Source organism: Succinimonas sp., assembly GCF_045225735.1.
GTDB lineage: Bacteria > Pseudomonadota > Gammaproteobacteria > Enterobacterales > Succinivibrionaceae > Succinimonas.
The window spans coordinates 1-14,942 of the sequence record NZ_JBGVBR010000061.1 but is presented as its reverse complement, the minus strand read 5'-3'; the positions used below and the strand labels follow the sequence as shown (position 1 = coordinate 14,942).

General features: G+C 53.9%; 11 protein-coding genes and 1 pseudogene. 8 read left to right on the top strand and 4 right to left on the bottom strand.

The window, feature by feature from the left end; all coding sequences use genetic code 11:
• The first annotated feature begins 4 nt into the window (after positions 1-4).
• The 4 genes and pseudogenes from ACJROR_RS02120 to ACJROR_RS02105 all read left to right on the top strand — a co-directional run.
• On the top strand, positions 5-787 hold the full coding sequence (locus tag ACJROR_RS02120; protein WP_406042082.1) for a ParA family protein: 783 nt from the start codon (positions 5-7) through the stop codon (positions 785-787).
• On the top strand, positions 784-1,662 hold the full coding sequence (locus tag ACJROR_RS02115; RefSeq protein ID WP_406545659.1) for a chemotaxis protein CheW: 879 nt from the start codon (positions 784-786) through the stop codon (positions 1,660-1,662). The genes ACJROR_RS02120 and ACJROR_RS02115 overlap by 4 nt, the downstream gene beginning before the upstream one ends.
• Positions 1,663-1,864: 202 nt before the next feature.
• Positions 1,865-2,356: a chemotaxis protein CheW gene (locus ACJROR_RS02110; protein WP_406545658.1), complete on the top strand. Its 492-nt coding sequence runs from the start codon at positions 1,865-1,867 to the stop codon at positions 2,354-2,356.
• 148 nt (positions 2,357-2,504) lie between these two features.
• Positions 2,505-2,897: pseudogene (locus tag ACJROR_RS02105) on the top strand (DUF2802 domain-containing protein); the annotation flags it as partial.
• Between the two features lie 432 nt (positions 2,898-3,329).
• On the opposite strand, the gene pheA reads toward ACJROR_RS02105, so the two are convergent.
• Together pheA and ACJROR_RS02095 are read right to left on the bottom strand one after the other, a co-directional pair.
• The gene (gene pheA, locus ACJROR_RS02100) at positions 3,330-4,496 is read right to left on the bottom strand and encodes a prephenate dehydratase (protein ID WP_406042076.1); all 1,167 of its coding nucleotides are present in this window, start codon (positions 4,494-4,496) and stop codon (positions 3,330-3,332) included.
• A gap of 188 nt (positions 4,497-4,684) precedes the next feature.
• Positions 4,685-5,326 carry a TIGR00266 family protein gene (locus ACJROR_RS02095; protein ID WP_406042074.1) on the bottom strand — a complete coding sequence of 214 codons (642 nt, stop codon included), beginning with the start codon at positions 5,324-5,326 and terminating at the stop codon, positions 4,685-4,687.
• Positions 5,327-6,113: 787 nt separating this feature from the next.
• Here ACJROR_RS02095 and ung point away from each other — a divergent pair.
• From ung to ACJROR_RS02075, 4 genes are all read left to right on the top strand, one after another.
• Positions 6,114-6,794 (top strand): uracil-DNA glycosylase, encoded by a 681-nt coding sequence (gene ung / locus ACJROR_RS02090; protein ID WP_406545657.1) that lies wholly within the window; start codon positions 6,114-6,116, stop codon positions 6,792-6,794.
• A 155-nt stretch (positions 6,795-6,949) separates the two neighbouring features.
• Positions 6,950-8,434 carry a sigma-54 dependent transcriptional regulator gene (locus tag ACJROR_RS02085; RefSeq protein WP_406042070.1) on the top strand — a complete coding sequence of 495 codons (1,485 nt, stop codon included), beginning with the start codon at positions 6,950-6,952 and terminating at the stop codon, positions 8,432-8,434.
• A gap of 407 nt (positions 8,435-8,841) precedes the next feature.
• Positions 8,842-10,872: a transglycosylase SLT domain-containing protein gene (locus ACJROR_RS02080; RefSeq protein WP_406545656.1), complete on the top strand. Its 2,031-nt coding sequence runs from the start codon at positions 8,842-8,844 to the stop codon at positions 10,870-10,872.
• Positions 10,873-11,092: 220 nt separating this feature from the next.
• On the top strand, positions 11,093-12,157 hold the full coding sequence (locus ACJROR_RS02075; protein WP_406545655.1) for a LacI family DNA-binding transcriptional regulator: 1,065 nt from the start codon (positions 11,093-11,095) through the stop codon (positions 12,155-12,157).
• Positions 12,158-12,373: 216 nt separating this feature from the next.
• Here ACJROR_RS02075 and ACJROR_RS02070 read toward each other — a convergent pair whose 3' ends face one another.
• On the bottom strand, positions 12,374-12,811 hold the full coding sequence (locus ACJROR_RS02070; RefSeq protein ID WP_406545654.1) for a type II TA system antitoxin MqsA family protein: 438 nt from the start codon (positions 12,809-12,811) through the stop codon (positions 12,374-12,376).
• 139 nt (positions 12,812-12,950) lie between these two features.
• Positions 12,951-14,207, bottom strand: coding sequence for an NADP-dependent isocitrate dehydrogenase (icd, locus tag ACJROR_RS02065; RefSeq protein WP_406545653.1), 1,257 nt, complete (start codon positions 14,205-14,207; stop codon positions 12,951-12,953).
• Positions 14,208-14,942: the final 735 nt, after the last annotated feature.

Below are 14,942 nucleotides of genomic sequence, written 5' to 3'. Positions count from 1 at the left end.
ACTGATGATTGTATGGACTGTGGCGAATCAGAAGGGCGGCGTGGGCAAAACCACCACCGTGATTACTCTGGCCGGGATTCTGGCCCGGAGGGGCAAGAAGGTGCTGGTGCTGGATACCGACCCGCACTCCTCTCTGACCAGCTGCTTCGGCTTTGATTCCGACGATCTGGAGCATACCCTGTTTGATTTGTTTCTGAGTGACAGCATTACAAAGGAGCTGGTGAAATCCATTATCATCGATACCTCGGTGAGCAATATCAAGCTGATGGCGGGATCTCTGGCCCTGGCCACCCTGGATCAGACCCTGGGACAGCGGCAGAGCCAGGCGGGCCTCATTCTGAAAAAGTCTCTCGCGGCTATAAACGATGAATTCGACTGCGCCATCGTGGACTGTCCCCCGGTTTTGGGAGTGATGATGGTGAACGCCCTGGCGGCGAGCTCCAGCATTATCGTGCCTACCCAGACGGAGTTTCTGGCTCTTAAGGGACTGGAGCGGATGATGAAGACCTTTGAGATCCTCCGGGGCACCAAGGCCAGGCCCCTCCGCTACCTTATTGTGCCTACTATGTTTGACCGGCGCACCCGGGCATCGAATCAGACCCTGGAATCCATTAAGGAAGCCTACGGGGACGTGGTCTGGCGGGACGTGATCCCCATTGACACCAGATTCCGGGACTGCAGCGAGCTTCATGTGCCGGCTCCCATTAAGTTCCCCTATTCCAAGGGCTGTCTTGCCTATGAGAAGCTCCTTAATGATCTCTTAAAAGTTGAAGGACAGACAAAATGAGCAAATCCTTGCAGTATGCGGCCATGGTGAATTACTTTAATTCCCTGCTGGCCGAGGATGAACCCCTGTCCGAAGATCCGGGCCTCCTGCCGGCGGCCGAGCCGGAAAAGGCGGCCCCGCTGCCCTTTAAGGAACCGGAAACCCGAGCTTCCCTGCAGACTCTGCTGGATAAGGTGCCGGCCACTGTGGAGACTGCCGCGGTTCCCGAGGTTAAGGAAGCCGTGAAGACAGAGACGGTTACCGCGACTCCGGTTAAAACGGAGACCAAGGCAGAAGTCAAAGTCCAGACAGTTGTTTCTGAGCCAGCGGTTCAGGTTAAGGTGCAGGAGCCCCAGACAGCAGCTGTTACCGAGGTTCGCGCAGAGGTTAAGGCGGAGACTCCCGCTCCTGCCCCGTGGCGGAACATGGATCTCGGGAAGGAATTCTCGGCCCTGTTCTTCAAGGTGGCCGGCGTGATGCTGGCAGTGCCGCTGAAGTTCCTGGGGGGCATTTATCAGACGGAAAAGATCACCCAGATCTTCGGGAAGCCGGAATGGTTTTCCGGTCTCACCAATATCCGCAAAAGAAAGGTAGCGGTGGTGGATACTGCGAAATGGATGATGCCGGGGAAGGAAATCGTGGCTCACGAATATAAATACGCCATCCTTCTGGGAGCTTCGGACTGGGCCGTGCAGTGCGATGAGCTTATCGGCACCAGAAACCTGACTCATGACGGCATCAAGTGGCGGGAGAATGCCGGGCAGCGGCCGTGGCTCTCGGGGATTGTGAAGAACGAGATGTGCGCTCTTTTGCACCCGGAGGAGCTTATTAAGATGCTGGAATCCGGAGACAATGTAAAGGATCTTCTGGACGGATCCGGCAGGATCAAGCAATAAGACGGCAGGGCAGGCTGAGAAGCGGCGCCCTCCGGATAAAGGGGAGCATCAGGGGGCGGCGGCGTCAGGGGATCGGCTCTCAGGCTAGATGTGAGAAGCTCCCTGAAACTACGGGTTTCCGCACGGAATCGGCCGGCCGGGCCATTGTATAATTTGTTAAAGCCGGGAGCTTTTTCCGGATTTAGGATGTGGAGGAACAGTCATGGCAGCAGAACAGGATAACAATCAGGTTAAGGCGAAAAACGGCGAACTTACCAGATGGGTGACATTTCATCTTGATAAGGAGGTGTACGGCATCAATGTAATGCAGGTGCAGGAGGTGCTGCGCTATTCCGAAATCGCTCCGGTGCCCGGTTCTCCGGATTATGTGCTGGGCATTATCAACCTCAGAGGCAACGTGGTTACCGTCATTGATACCAGAATGCGTTTCGGCATTGAGCCCATGGAGGTTACCGACAGCTCCCGCATCGTGATTATCGAGGCCGGCGGCCAGGTGGTGGGCATTCTGGTGGACAGCGTGGCCGAGGTAGTGGATCTCAGCGTGGACGACATTGACCCGGCTCCCAATATAGGCACCGAGGAAAGCGCCCAGTTTATCAAGGGCGTGGCCAATCTGGGCCAGGAGCTTCTGATTATCATCGATCTCAATAAGCTTCTCACCGCTGACGAATGGGATGAAATCAGCCGGATCTGAGCCGGTAAGGTTCCGGATCTCGGGGCTTCGGAGCGCCTGAAGGACGGCGGATGATTACTGAAGGCCTGAGCTGACTGCGACTCCGATGCCCTGAGAGAGCATTGGAGTTTTGTTTTTTTACTGGAAGCGGAATGGAAATGTAACAGCCATGAGCACTGAAGAACTGACGATTACCCTGTTTGCGCTGACATTTACGGCCATCGGGGCCGCTCTGGGGGCTCTGGTCTGCGCCCTCGTGGCTCTCCGCCGGATAAGCAGGCTGAAGAAGGATGTTTCCACGGCCTTTAATTCTCTCGCCCAGAAGCAGAACAGCTCCCGGAAGGAGCTTAACGAGCTTCTTACCGGCAATATCGGCATTATTAAGAAGTTTCAGGATTTTCAGGAATCGGTGGAACGGCTGTCAGACAAACAGGCGGATCTGGAGCTTAAGGAGCCTGAGGGCCGGATGTACTCCCGGGCCAAGAAAATGATTCAGCTGGGCGCCGGTCTTGAGGAGGTGGTGCGGGAGTGCGAGATTCCGCTTCCCGAGGCGGAGCTTTTGTTCCGGGTGCTGGGAAAATCTCCCGAGGGGGACGGCTCGGATCTTTCTCTTTCCGAGGATCTGAAATCCCGGGAGGCCCGCAATATGGAAACCGCGGTGAAACAGGGCGCCTCCCGGCCGCGCGCTCCGGCAGCCGACGGGGCTTCCGGCGGCAAAGGCTCCGGCAATCAGGCCACAGGCATGCAGGAGGCCTTCAAGGACATTGTCCGGGAGGAGGAACCGCGGATCCCCGCCGAGGCCCGGGAAATGATGGAGAAATTCAAAAACCGGGGCGGACAGAAATAAGGTAAAAACGAAAAAATCAGCAAGAACTGCCGCAGGCAAATTACTCCCCGGGGCTTTTTTATTTTCCTTTTTCTTCCTTCTCCTTTTTTACTCCTGCTCCTCATCCCCCGCTGCTACTGCGCTCCCAGAGGCCTCAGGGGATAATCATCAGGCCTCGTCGGGAATGGCGGTGGCCGGGTAGCAGCCCAGAATCTTCACTTCTCCGGTAACCTCCTTAAGCTTATGGAGGGCCTCCTGCATCAAAGCGCTTTCCGTGCTGGCGATGACGTCGGCGTAAAAGGTCTCCGCCCAGATGAGTCCTTCGCGGTTTTCAATGCGGGGACGGGATTCCAGCTTCACTATATTAATGTTTCTGCTGCTGAATACCTCCAGCACCTTTATCAGGGAGCCGGGACGGTTTTCCGTAGTGAAGGTCAGGGAGGTTTTGGCGGTAATGGCCGGGGGCACCATGATGGACTCCCTCATGATGACGATAAATCTGGTGATGTTTACCTTTTGATTGGCGATGCCGCCGCAGAGCTGGGTAAGACCGTACAACGGAGCCTCCTCCCCGCTCCCGATGGCCGCGATCTCCGGGGATTTCAGGCTGGCGACCAGCTCCATGGCCTCGGTGGTGGAGGTGGCATTTTTAATTTCAGCATGGGGGAGGTTTTCCAGAAGCCAGCGGGAGCACTGCTGAATGGGCTGGGGATGGGAGTAGACGGTTTTGATGCGGGAGAGATCCGTGGGAACCGCCATCAGAATGCCGTGGTTGATATGGTAGGTAAGCTCGCCGGTAATATGAACTTTGGCGTTCTGCAGGAGATCGTAAACCTCGTTGATGCAGCCCGAGGAGGTGTTTTCAATAGGGAGCACGCCGCAGTCTGCCGCCGCATTTTCCACATCGGAGATGATCTCCTGGAATGAGGAGCAGCTCTTTTCCGAAAGACGGGATTCCGCGGCCCGGAAGAATTTATGCGTGGCCAGATAGGAGTAGGATCCCTTAAGTCCCAGATAGGAGACCCGGATTTTTTTGGCGGCATTGCCATCGGCGGCATCCAGACTGTGGATATAGGAGAGCTGCCGGGTGCGGGAATCCGCAAAAATTTCCTGATATATCCTGGTAACCAGAGAGGGGGACACCCCTTTTTCTTCGGCGATTTTCAGAAGCTCAAGAAGATGAGCGCTTTCTCTTTCCTGATTCTTTACCGGGGCGCCGTCCCGGTACTTCTCCGCGGCGATTTTAATAATGGCGCTGTTTCTTTTCTGAAGGAGATCCAGAATAGCGGTGTCAATGGCGTCTATTTCATTGCGGGCAGCGGCAATATCTGTCATGGCATGTTCCTTTAATTCTTTTAAGGTATGAGAGTTCTTCAGCATGAACCTCCGGCCTGTCATTATAGCAGTATCCGGGGGCCGGGCGGCGATTCCGGGAGGGGAATAAAAAAGGAGGGCCTTGTTCCCCCCTTAATTCTGATTTCCGTTATCTCAGGATTGCCGCCGGGATATTCCGGCTCTTCGCCTTAGAAGCCGTACTTCACGGTGTGAATGTAAAGAGTGCCCGGGCCCCTGAACTTGCATACGAGACCTTCGCCGGAGGTGACGCTGGAAACAAAGCCCGAAGCCTTCTGCATGGTGTATTCCATGTTTTCATCCCAGGCCAGGAGGTGGCCGTTATCCACCACCAGCTCTTCGCCGGGGCCCAGATCAAAGCGGTGCGCGGCTCCCATGGAGGAAATAAAGGCAGTGCCGGTGCCGGACAGCTTAATCAGGAAGAAGCCTTCCTTGGAGGTAAAGCCCTTGATAAGTCCCTGCATCTTGGTGCCGACCTCCACGCCGGTGGTGCTGGCCATGTAGCCGCCCTTTTCCACCAGAAGGCTCTTCTGCGGGGTAACCTCAAGAGCCAGAATGGAGCCCGGGATGCCGGCGCCAACGGAGGCAGTGCCGGGGCCGCCGGAGGCGATGATGCTCTCGGTAAAAAAGCTTTCATTGGTGAGGAAGCTTCTGACAAGGCCGCCCACGATGCCGCCCTTGACGTTTCCCTTGAGCTCCAGTCCCTGGCTCATGGTGATCATGGCCCCGCGTTCGCAGTGTATTTCCTCTCCCTTTTCCAGATGCACCTGCAGCATGGGGAAGGAGTCCTGATGGACGATTTCGTATTTCATGTACTACCTCGGATGTGGCATATAAACATATTAATGATGACTGCCGGGAAAGACTGTCCCTCGGCGGATTGAAAACGTAAGACCGCCTGGGGTGCCGCCTGACCTGCGCCCGGGATTATACCTGAATCCGGCGGCTGAATTTTCAGGGCAGGTCACTAAAGAAGCATAAAGTCGGAAAACCGGAGCAGGGAGAAACAGGAGAGGCCGGCAGATGAAGCGGAGGATCTGGCAGCGGAGATGCTTAAAATGAAAAACGGGACAGCGGTGGTCACTGTCCCGTCAAGGTATTGTCATAAACTCTCAATTTACGCCTTACCTTTAATTATTATGAAGAAAACCGTTCATAGCTTAGGAAACGATTTCATGAGTAATAATACCCCTTTTGCGGGAGATGATCTACAGAAATTTGAGTTTGCGTGATTAATCTTTCAAAATTGCCCGAAAGCGGCCGCCTTTTGACCAAAATTGGTTAAAAAATGAGCAATTCTTGCTCTTTCCTGGTTAAAAATTGACCGCGGTTTTCAGATTTAGCGCCGTAATTGAGTTAACAGTATAAATAGTAATCGCGAATTTAACGCTCTCGCAAGTTTTTGTGGGGACTATTTTTGTTAGGACGATTATGTGAGGCGCGATGCCGGCCAAAAAGGGGGATCCGGCTGGAGATGCGGCAAAAAAGCCGCATCAGAAAAAGACGGGACAAAAATGGTAGAATGAGGGCCGGCGTCCGGGGGCAGCAACGCTCTCGAAGACAGACGCCTGAGATAATCACATGAGGAGAGATGCGCAAATGGAGTTAACCTGGCATGATGTCATCGGTTCTGAAAAGAGCCAGCCGTATTTTGCGGAGGTGATGCGTTTTCAGAAGGAGAGAAGAAGGGCGGCTCAGGTTTTTCCGCCGGAGCGGGAGATCTTCAGCGCCTTCAGCAGCACCCCCTTCAGTCAGGTGAAAGTTGTTATTATCGGGCAGGATCCCTACCATGGCCCCGGACAGGCCAACGGTCTCTGCTTTTCGGTAAATCCCGGCATTCCGGTGCCGCCGTCCCTTAAGAATATTTACCTGGAGCTTCGGGAGGAGTACGGCCCGGAGTTTCAGATCCCCTCCCACGGCTGTCTCACCTCCTGGGCCCGGCAGGGGGTGTTTCTCCTCAATAATACCCTGACGGTGGAGCAGGGGCGCCCTAAGAGCCATTTCGGGAAGGGGTGGGAGATCTTCACCGATCATGTGATTGCCCGCATCAACGAATGCACCGAGCACACGGTGTTCATGCTGTGGGGGAGTCCGGCGCAGTCCAAGTGCCGAACCGTGGATACTTCCCGGCATCTGGTGCTCAAGGCTCCCCATCCCAGCCCCCTGAGCGCCTACCGGGGCTTCTTCGGCTGCGGGCACTTCCGGGCCTGCAATGCCTATCTGGAATCCTGGGGCCGCGCCCCCATTGACTGGAGACTGCCCGCGGATCCCGCCGTTTGAAGCAGGGGAATCGGCAGGGGAATTAGCAGCGAAATTTTCTGCTGCCGGAAGCGCCTTTTCTATAACAGTGCCAAAAACTGTCGAAAATTTGACATAAGCATGGTTCTTTTTGGCGAAATCCTCTTAAAATCCTTTTCAGGACAGACGGAGGATTTATGGACTTTGTGGGAAATATTTTAATTCTTGAAGAACGCCCCGAGCTTCGTCAGGAAATTGAAACCATTGTTAAGTTTCTGGGCTGCGAGTGGCAGAGCGGCGAGGTGCCCGACTGCCTGAGCTATCTTGACAGCGACAACGTTGCGATTACCCTGGTGATTGCCGGGAACACCGGCAGCGTGACTCCGGCGGATCTTCTGAAAAATCACCCCCTGATCCCCTTTATCTTCACTCAGGCCCATGATGAAGCCGATCTCCCCCGGGAACCCAACATGATCGGGATCCTGGGAAAGGACGGCACCTACGAGGGTTTTCTTCAGCTCCTTCGGTTCTGCCAGTCCTTTAACTCCATGCACAAGAATCTTAAAAGAAGCGACAATGCCCAGCGGCTCATGAAGTTTCTGGTGGGGAAGGGGAAGGCCATTCAGGAGGTGCGGCATCTCATTGAGCAGGTGGCGCCCACCACGGCTAACGTGCTGATTCTGGGGGAGTCCGGCACCGGAAAGGAGGTGGTGGCCCGGGCGGTGCACTCCCTTTCCGCCAGAAAAAACAAGCCCTTTGTGCCCATTAACTGCGGCGCCATTCCCGCGGAGCTTCTGGAAAGCGAGCTCTTCGGCCATGAAAAGGGCGCCTTTACCGGAGCCATTACCAACCGGGCCGGCCGCTTTGAGCTGGCGGAGGGGGGCACCATTTTTCTGGACGAAATCGGCGACATGCCCCTCCAGATGCAGGTAAAGCTGCTCCGGGTGCTTCAGGAAAGAGTCTATGAAAGAGTGGGCAGCAACAAGCAGATAAAATGCGATGTCCGGGTTATCGCCGCCACCCACCGCAATCTGGAAAAGATGATCGCGGACGGCGAGTTCCGGGAGGATCTCTTTTACCGGCTCAATGTGTTCCCCATTAATACCCCGCCGCTCCGGGAAAGAACTGATGATATTCCGCTTCTCCTGCAGGAGCTTATTAAGCGCTATTCCGAGGAGCATAAGGTGGGTGTCCGGTTCACCCAGAGAGCCATGGAATCCCTGATGCAGCATGAGTGGTCCGGCAATGTGCGGGAGCTTTCCAATCTGGTGGAGCGCATGATTATCATGCATCCCGATGAGATTGTGGACGTGCAGGATCTGCCCCGGAAGTACCAGTACGGCCCGGAGGCCAAGAAACAGGACGAGATCAGCGAAAAGGACGCTCTTTTTGATCTCTTCAGCGATACCGCGGAGGAACCGGAAGAGGAAAGCGGCGAGAGCTCCGGATCCGACGGGGCCGGGGCGGCTCATGACGATCTCAGCGCTCCCTTTGCCGGGGTGCTGCCGCCGGAGGGGGTGAATCTCAAGGACATGGTGAGTCAGATAGAAATCGACATGATAAAGCAGGCTCTGGCTGCCACGGACGGAGTGGTGGCGCGGGCGGCGGAAATTCTCCAGATGCGGCGCACTACCCTAGTGGAAAAAATCAAAAAATACGGCATTTCCCAGGCCTCTGAGTAACCGCTTTCATGAAATTTTCAGGATGATGGCAGACCGTAAGGTCAGATATTGCGATCCGGCAGAAAAAATACTCTGCCGGATTTTGTTTTCAGGCATTCTGATGGTACACTTACATTGCTTTTTTAATACTGCTGAGCTCATCCTGAATTCGGGGCAATTTTTTGCCTGAAGGCGGTTTTTTCAGGCAGCGTTTTTCAAAAAACGCTCCGGACGGTTTTTCAGTTCTTCATGACTCCGGCAGTTATCGGCATACCTAAGATTCCCAGAGCTTTCTGACATCAAGCAGTACCGCCGGCAACGGCATCGTTCAGACATTTCCAGGCTGTTCCTGGGCATGCCGGGATTTTTATTTTTAGAATAATTATTTGCTCTCTGAGCTTTAACCACAGGAAAGAAAACAAAGGCTTATGTATAAGGTATCATCGCTTATCAAACATTTAACGGGGTGTTTTTGCGCTGTTGTTCCCAGTGTCCTTGCTCTTTGCGTTACGGCCTGCGCCAGTACACAGGAGCCTCTTACCACCGAGATTAAAACCGAGACTGTGGTAAGAAGCTCGGAGGTTTCCGCAGCCTACAAGCATGATTTCAAGCGCTATCAGGGGGAACGGCAGAAGTATCTTCGGGCTCTGGCCGCATATGAAAAGAAGGACTTTGACACCGTAAGACGCATTCATTCCGAGCTCGGGGACTATCCTCTCAACGTGTATCTGGACTACCTCCTCCTGAAAAAGGATCGCGGGAATACCGCCAGAATCAAGAAGTTTATTACCTCCGGCGGTCACACCGGTCTGGCCCGTTATGTGCTGAACGACTATATGCATGCCTATGCTAACAATGGCAATTATGACGCCGTGCTGGAAATCTCTCCGGAAATGCCTGAGGGAACCAAGCTCCAGTGCCTGTGGCATCAGGCCCGCTATTATCACGGCAAGAAGCAGGAAGCCCTGAGCTTTATCAAAGCCGATTACGAGGCGGGGGAACCCTTTTCCAAGGAATGCTCCTCTCTTCTGGGCACTCTTAAGGCCGGCGGACTTCTGACCCGGGACATGGCTTTGGAAAGAATCCGGAGCACCTACTGGACCAAAAACGGCGGCAAGGTCTACCTTGATGCGGTATCTCAGCTGGGCAAGAACGAGGCTGACAAGACCCTGGCCAAGACCCTCTCATCCTACTACGGCAAGCCCTCCAAGTATGCCGCTATTCCGGTAACCCAGAAGGAAGCCGCTTCTCTGGTGTTCGCAAGATATGCCAGAACTAGCCCGGAGGCAGCTCTGGCGGAAATCGGCAATTTCAAGAACCGCTATCATCCCACTGCCGCTCAGGAGCATACGGTGAATCAGGCTCTGGTGTATGCGCTCCTTTATAACAAGACCTCCGCATCCAGAAAGCTGGTGGACGATCTTCTGGAAAGCGCCGGCAATGCGGCTATGCTGGAGCAGCGCATTCGCGTGGCCATCTGGGATCGGGACTATCGCTCCGTGCTCCGTTTCATTGACCGGCTCCCCGAAGACAAGAAGCAGGCGGATAACTATCGCTACTGGAAGGCCCGGGCCCTGGAGGAAACCGGCAAAAAGGCCGAGGCTGATGCCATCTTCCGGAAGCTCGCCAAGGAAAGAAGCTTCTACGGCTTCTACACCGCTGACAAGCTGGGTCTCCCCTATGCCATTAAGCCCGTTACCGCAGTGCCGGCAAATGAAAAGCAGAAGGCCGCTCTTCTTAAGAAATATCCTGCTTACGCCAGATATATGGAGTTTTCCTTCCTGAATGATGCCCGGGGCATCCGCACCGAGTGGCGGGAAACCATGCACAATGCTTCTCTTGATGATGCCAGAACCATTGCCGCCACCGAGGCGGAAAGAGGCTTTACGGATCTGGCGGTCTGGGAATCTATCTACAAGAAGGACTGGGACGCTCTCAATGTGCGCTTCCCGCTCCCTTACCGCAAGATCTACGAGCAGGAATCCCGGAGAAGCGGCACGGATCTCAGCTACATGTATGCCATTACCAGACAGGAAAGCATGATGAATCCGCTGGCCAAGTCTCCGGTGGGCGCCCGGGGCCTCATGCAGTTCATGCCGGATACCGCCGCCATGGTGAGCAAGAAGTACGGCTACCCCTACGGCGGCAAGGACGAGCTTTTTAACCCGTCGGTTAATATCCGTCTGGGCGGCGCCTATCTCCATGATCTGCAGGAAAAGTTCGGCGGCAACCGCATCTTCGCCACTGCCGGCTATAACGCCGGTCCCGGCAGAGCCTACAAGTGGCAGAGCGGCGACGGCGTAAGACGGGATGCGATTACCTACATCGAATCCATTCCCTTTAACGAAACCCGTAACTACGTGCAGAAGGTACTGATGTACAACGTTATTTATCAGCACCTTCTGGGAGCCCAGAAGCTGGAGCTTCTGACTCCTTCGGAGCATGACGCCCATTATTAGGCCGGGTATCCATGGCATGGAAAATCTGTGTCAACAATTAAATTTGTCTCACACTTTTTCCATGCTGCTACCGGTATGAATCATGTTAGAATAGAAGAACCGGCTTCCGTTTGTAATGCCTTCCGGGGTTTCGAGAACAGTATCTCAGCTTCCGGAACCGGCGGGGAAAGAGCGGATTGACCGGTTTTTTGTTGTTCTCCGCTAACGAGTGATAAGAAATATGGCAACAATCAAAGATGTTTCACGGCTGGCAAACGTTTCGATTTCAACAGTTTCCAGAGTTATTAACAAGTCTGCCAACGTGGCTCCCGAAAAGGAACAGGCGGTGCTTAAGGCCATGAAGGAGCTGAATTTTCAGCCCAACAGCTTTGCCCAGGCTCTGGTGAACAAGCGTTCCAACTGCATCGGCGTGCTGGTGGGAGATCTCTGCGGCGGTCCGTTTTTTGCCCAGATGATGCGCGGCATAGAGGATGTTATCCTGCCGGAAAAGAAGTACGTCATCGTAATGTCCGGCAACCACAATCACGATCGCGAGAAGGACTGCATTGAAGCTCTGATGCTGCGCCGCTGCGATGCCCTTATTATTCATTCCAAGGCGCTTTCGGATGACGAGCTTATTGAGTACAGCCAGTCCGGGATTCCCATGGTGTTTGTGAACCGTCTGGTAAGCTCTCTTGAGGATCGTTCCGTCTGGGTGGACATTACCGCCGGCATGGCAGATGCGGTGAGACACCTTATCGCCAACGGCCACCGGAAGATTGCCTATATCTGCTCCGATGACGCGGCCTTCGCCGATGAGAAGGATCGCATGGCCGGTTACAGGATGGCTCTTGAAGAGGCCGGCATTGAGTTTGATCCCAATATTGTCAGCGCGGCCTTCCCTGATGAAAACGGCGGCTACCGCGCTATCGAGTCCCTCCTGATGCGGGATGCCGGATTCACCGCCTTTGTGGCCTATAATGATGCCATGGCCATCGGAGCCATTTCCGCTCTGGCCGACAACAACATTACCGTGCCCGGTCAGGTCAGCGCAGTGGGCTATGATGACAATCCTATCAGCAACTACATTAAGCCGAAGCTCACCACGGTGCGCTATCCCATCGAAGAGGTGGGGAAGAGAGCCGCCACTCTGGCCTTGTCCCTGCTTTATGATCGCTCCGAGGAGTTTAACTGGAGATGGCCCCTTAAGTTCACTCCGGTGCTCATCGAGAAGGCCAGCGTGACTCAGGCCAGACCCGAGGAACCGGAAAAGAAGCCTAAGAAGGCGGCTAAAAAGCAGTCATAACAGGCGGGAAATTCCGGAGCGGATTTCGGAGAAGCGCCCGGGGAATGATTCCCGGAAGATGATAATGAAAGGAACTGGAGTACCGGTTCCTTTTTTGTTGCGGTGTATGTAAGCGAGGATGTGTCCCGGAAAACAGGGGCTCCGTTTACGCCGCAGTTATAACAGAGGTTAAGATCTAAGATCCAGACCTGACAGGGGACAGGCAAGATCCGGGCTTTAAGCCGGCGCTTTCGGGGTTTTCTTAGGGGATGCCAGTAATTCCGCGCCGAATTGGGGTTCGCAGTAAAGGCGGGTCAAAACAGCGGAATGATCTTTTGCGGGGAGGTCTCCCTCATAATACCGGGAGAAGGTTTCCGCATCCCAGCCAAGAAGAAGAGAGAGCTCAGTTTTATCAAGACCGTATTTTGCTGGAATTTCCCGAATCTTATCAAGAGCGATGATGCCGTTCTGCTCCCGGTACGCCTCATAAATGGCACGGAGGTTGGCATCCGCAATTTCCGGTACAAAGACCGGGGATCCGCATACGGCGCAGCGCGCTGTCTTCCCGGGGTAAGAATACTCTTTGTCCCTGATAGTACCTGTCATGGCACCGGCGGATACGGCATAGGCGGTGTCGCTCCGGCACTCTTCGCAAAACACTTTCCTGATATTCATTATCGGGGTCTCCTTTCTGACTCTTTCATGCTTGTCCGTTTTGTGCAGGGCTTTCTTTTTGCTGCTTCCTGCGGCAGAGCCAATAAAAAAGGAAGCCGAAGCTTCCCTTTTATCCTTTCGGCACAGACTATTTACTGCATTAGTCGGCCATGTGGTTAATGATTTCATCAGCGAAAGCGGAGCACTTGATTTCGGTGGCGCCTTCCATGAGACGGGCGAAATCATAGGTAACCTTCTTGGCCTTGATGGCGCCCTCCATGCCCTTAACCACCAGCTTGGCGGCTTCGGTCCAGCCCATGTGAGTCAGCATCATTTCGGCGGAGAGAATAATGGAGCCCGGATTTACCTTGTCCATGCCGGTGTACTTCGGAGCGGTGCCGTGGGTGGCTTCGAACATGGCGCAGACGCTGCCGATGTTGGCGCCCGGAGCAATGCCGATGCCGCCTACCTGAGCTGCCAGAGCGTCGGACATATAGTCGCCGTTCAGGTTCAGGGTGGCGATAACGTCATATTCGGCCGGACGCAGGAGGATCTGCTGCAGGAAGGCGTCGGCAATGCAGTCCTTGATGATGATTTCATGGCCGTTCAGCGGGTTTATGATCTTCATCCAGGGGCCCTTGTCAATGATTTCGCCGCCGAACTGTTCCTTGGCCACTTCGTAGCCCCAGGCCTTGAAGGCGCCTTCGGTGAACTTCATGATGTTGCCCTTGTGCACCAGGGTAACGGACTTTCTGTCATTCTTGATGGCATAGTCAATGGCGGCCTTTACCAGTCTCTGGGTGCCTTCTTTGGAAACCGGCTTGATGCCGATGCCGCAGTGCTGGTCGAAACGGATCTTCTTCACGCCCATTTCGGTCTTCAGGAAATTGATGACCTTTTCAGCCTCGGGAGTGTCAGCTGCCCATTCGATGCCGGCATAGATATCCTCGCTGTTTTCGCGGAAGATAACCATATCCACCAAATTTGGATTCTTTACCGGGCTGGGCACGCCGTCAAAATAGCGCACCGGTCTCAGGCAGATGTAAAGGTCAAGCTGCTGGCGGAGAGCTACGTTCAGGGAGCGGATGCCGCCGCCGATGGGAGTGGTCAGAGGGCCCTTGATGGAAACCACATATTCCCGGAGGAAGTCCAGGGTTTCGTCAGGAAGCCAGGTGTCAGCTCCGTATACCTTGGTGGCCTTTTCGCCGGCGTAAATTTCCATCCAGGCGATTTTCTTGCTGCCGTTATAGGCCTTGGCCACAGCGGCGTCCACAACCTTCACCATTGCCGGAGTGATGTCGCTGCCGATGCCGTCGCCCTCGATAAAGGGGATCACCGGATTGTCAGGTACGTTCAGGGTTCCGTCGGCATTTACAGTAATGCGGGAGCCGTCAGCAGGAATGGTAACCTTGCTCATGAGGAAGTTCTCCATAGGTTTATGAAAGAATTTATGAAAGAAAACACCGTCTCATTATATACCATCACAGGGGATTCACCGTTATCCGGAAGCGGGATCTCCGGATTATTCGGCGGCTCAGGTCAAACTTTGTTGCTGTTTGCGGACTAATAACTTCCTGGAGGGGATTATTGTTCCCCGTTTCCGTGCATAAAAGCTCCGCTCCCGCTTCCGTTTCCAGCTGCCGAGATCCCCTGAAAACGGCATCTTCCCATCCATTGCAGTGAAAATCACAGTTTTCTTAATGCCCCTTACGGCACTGTTACGTTCTTTCCTGAACAATAAAGCTGCCGTCCCGGAAAAATTCTTCCCCGAGGGAAAACCGGGGCTTCCGAACCCTTAAAAACAGCCATCTCGTGTTTTTTGCAGAGGTTCAAAAGGCGAGTTGTTAAATTTTCAGTTCCGCGGCGCTTAAGACCATGTTTTTCGAAATTTTCGCTTCTGAAAAAGCTTATTCATGACAGCTTGTTGTATAAGGGGTTGTCTGGTATCGGGCGTAGAATAGCGATTAGTTATCGAGAAAAATATAAATTATGACATAGGTAGCAAAATTTTAATGAGTCCGTTTCGGACAGGTATAGAAATTTAACTGCATCCGTCAGGCATTACTATACTTACTCTATTGAATATGTTTAAAAAATACTAATTAAAATTCTGTGACGATTATCCGTTTTCAGTGTTGCCGCTCTTTTTATA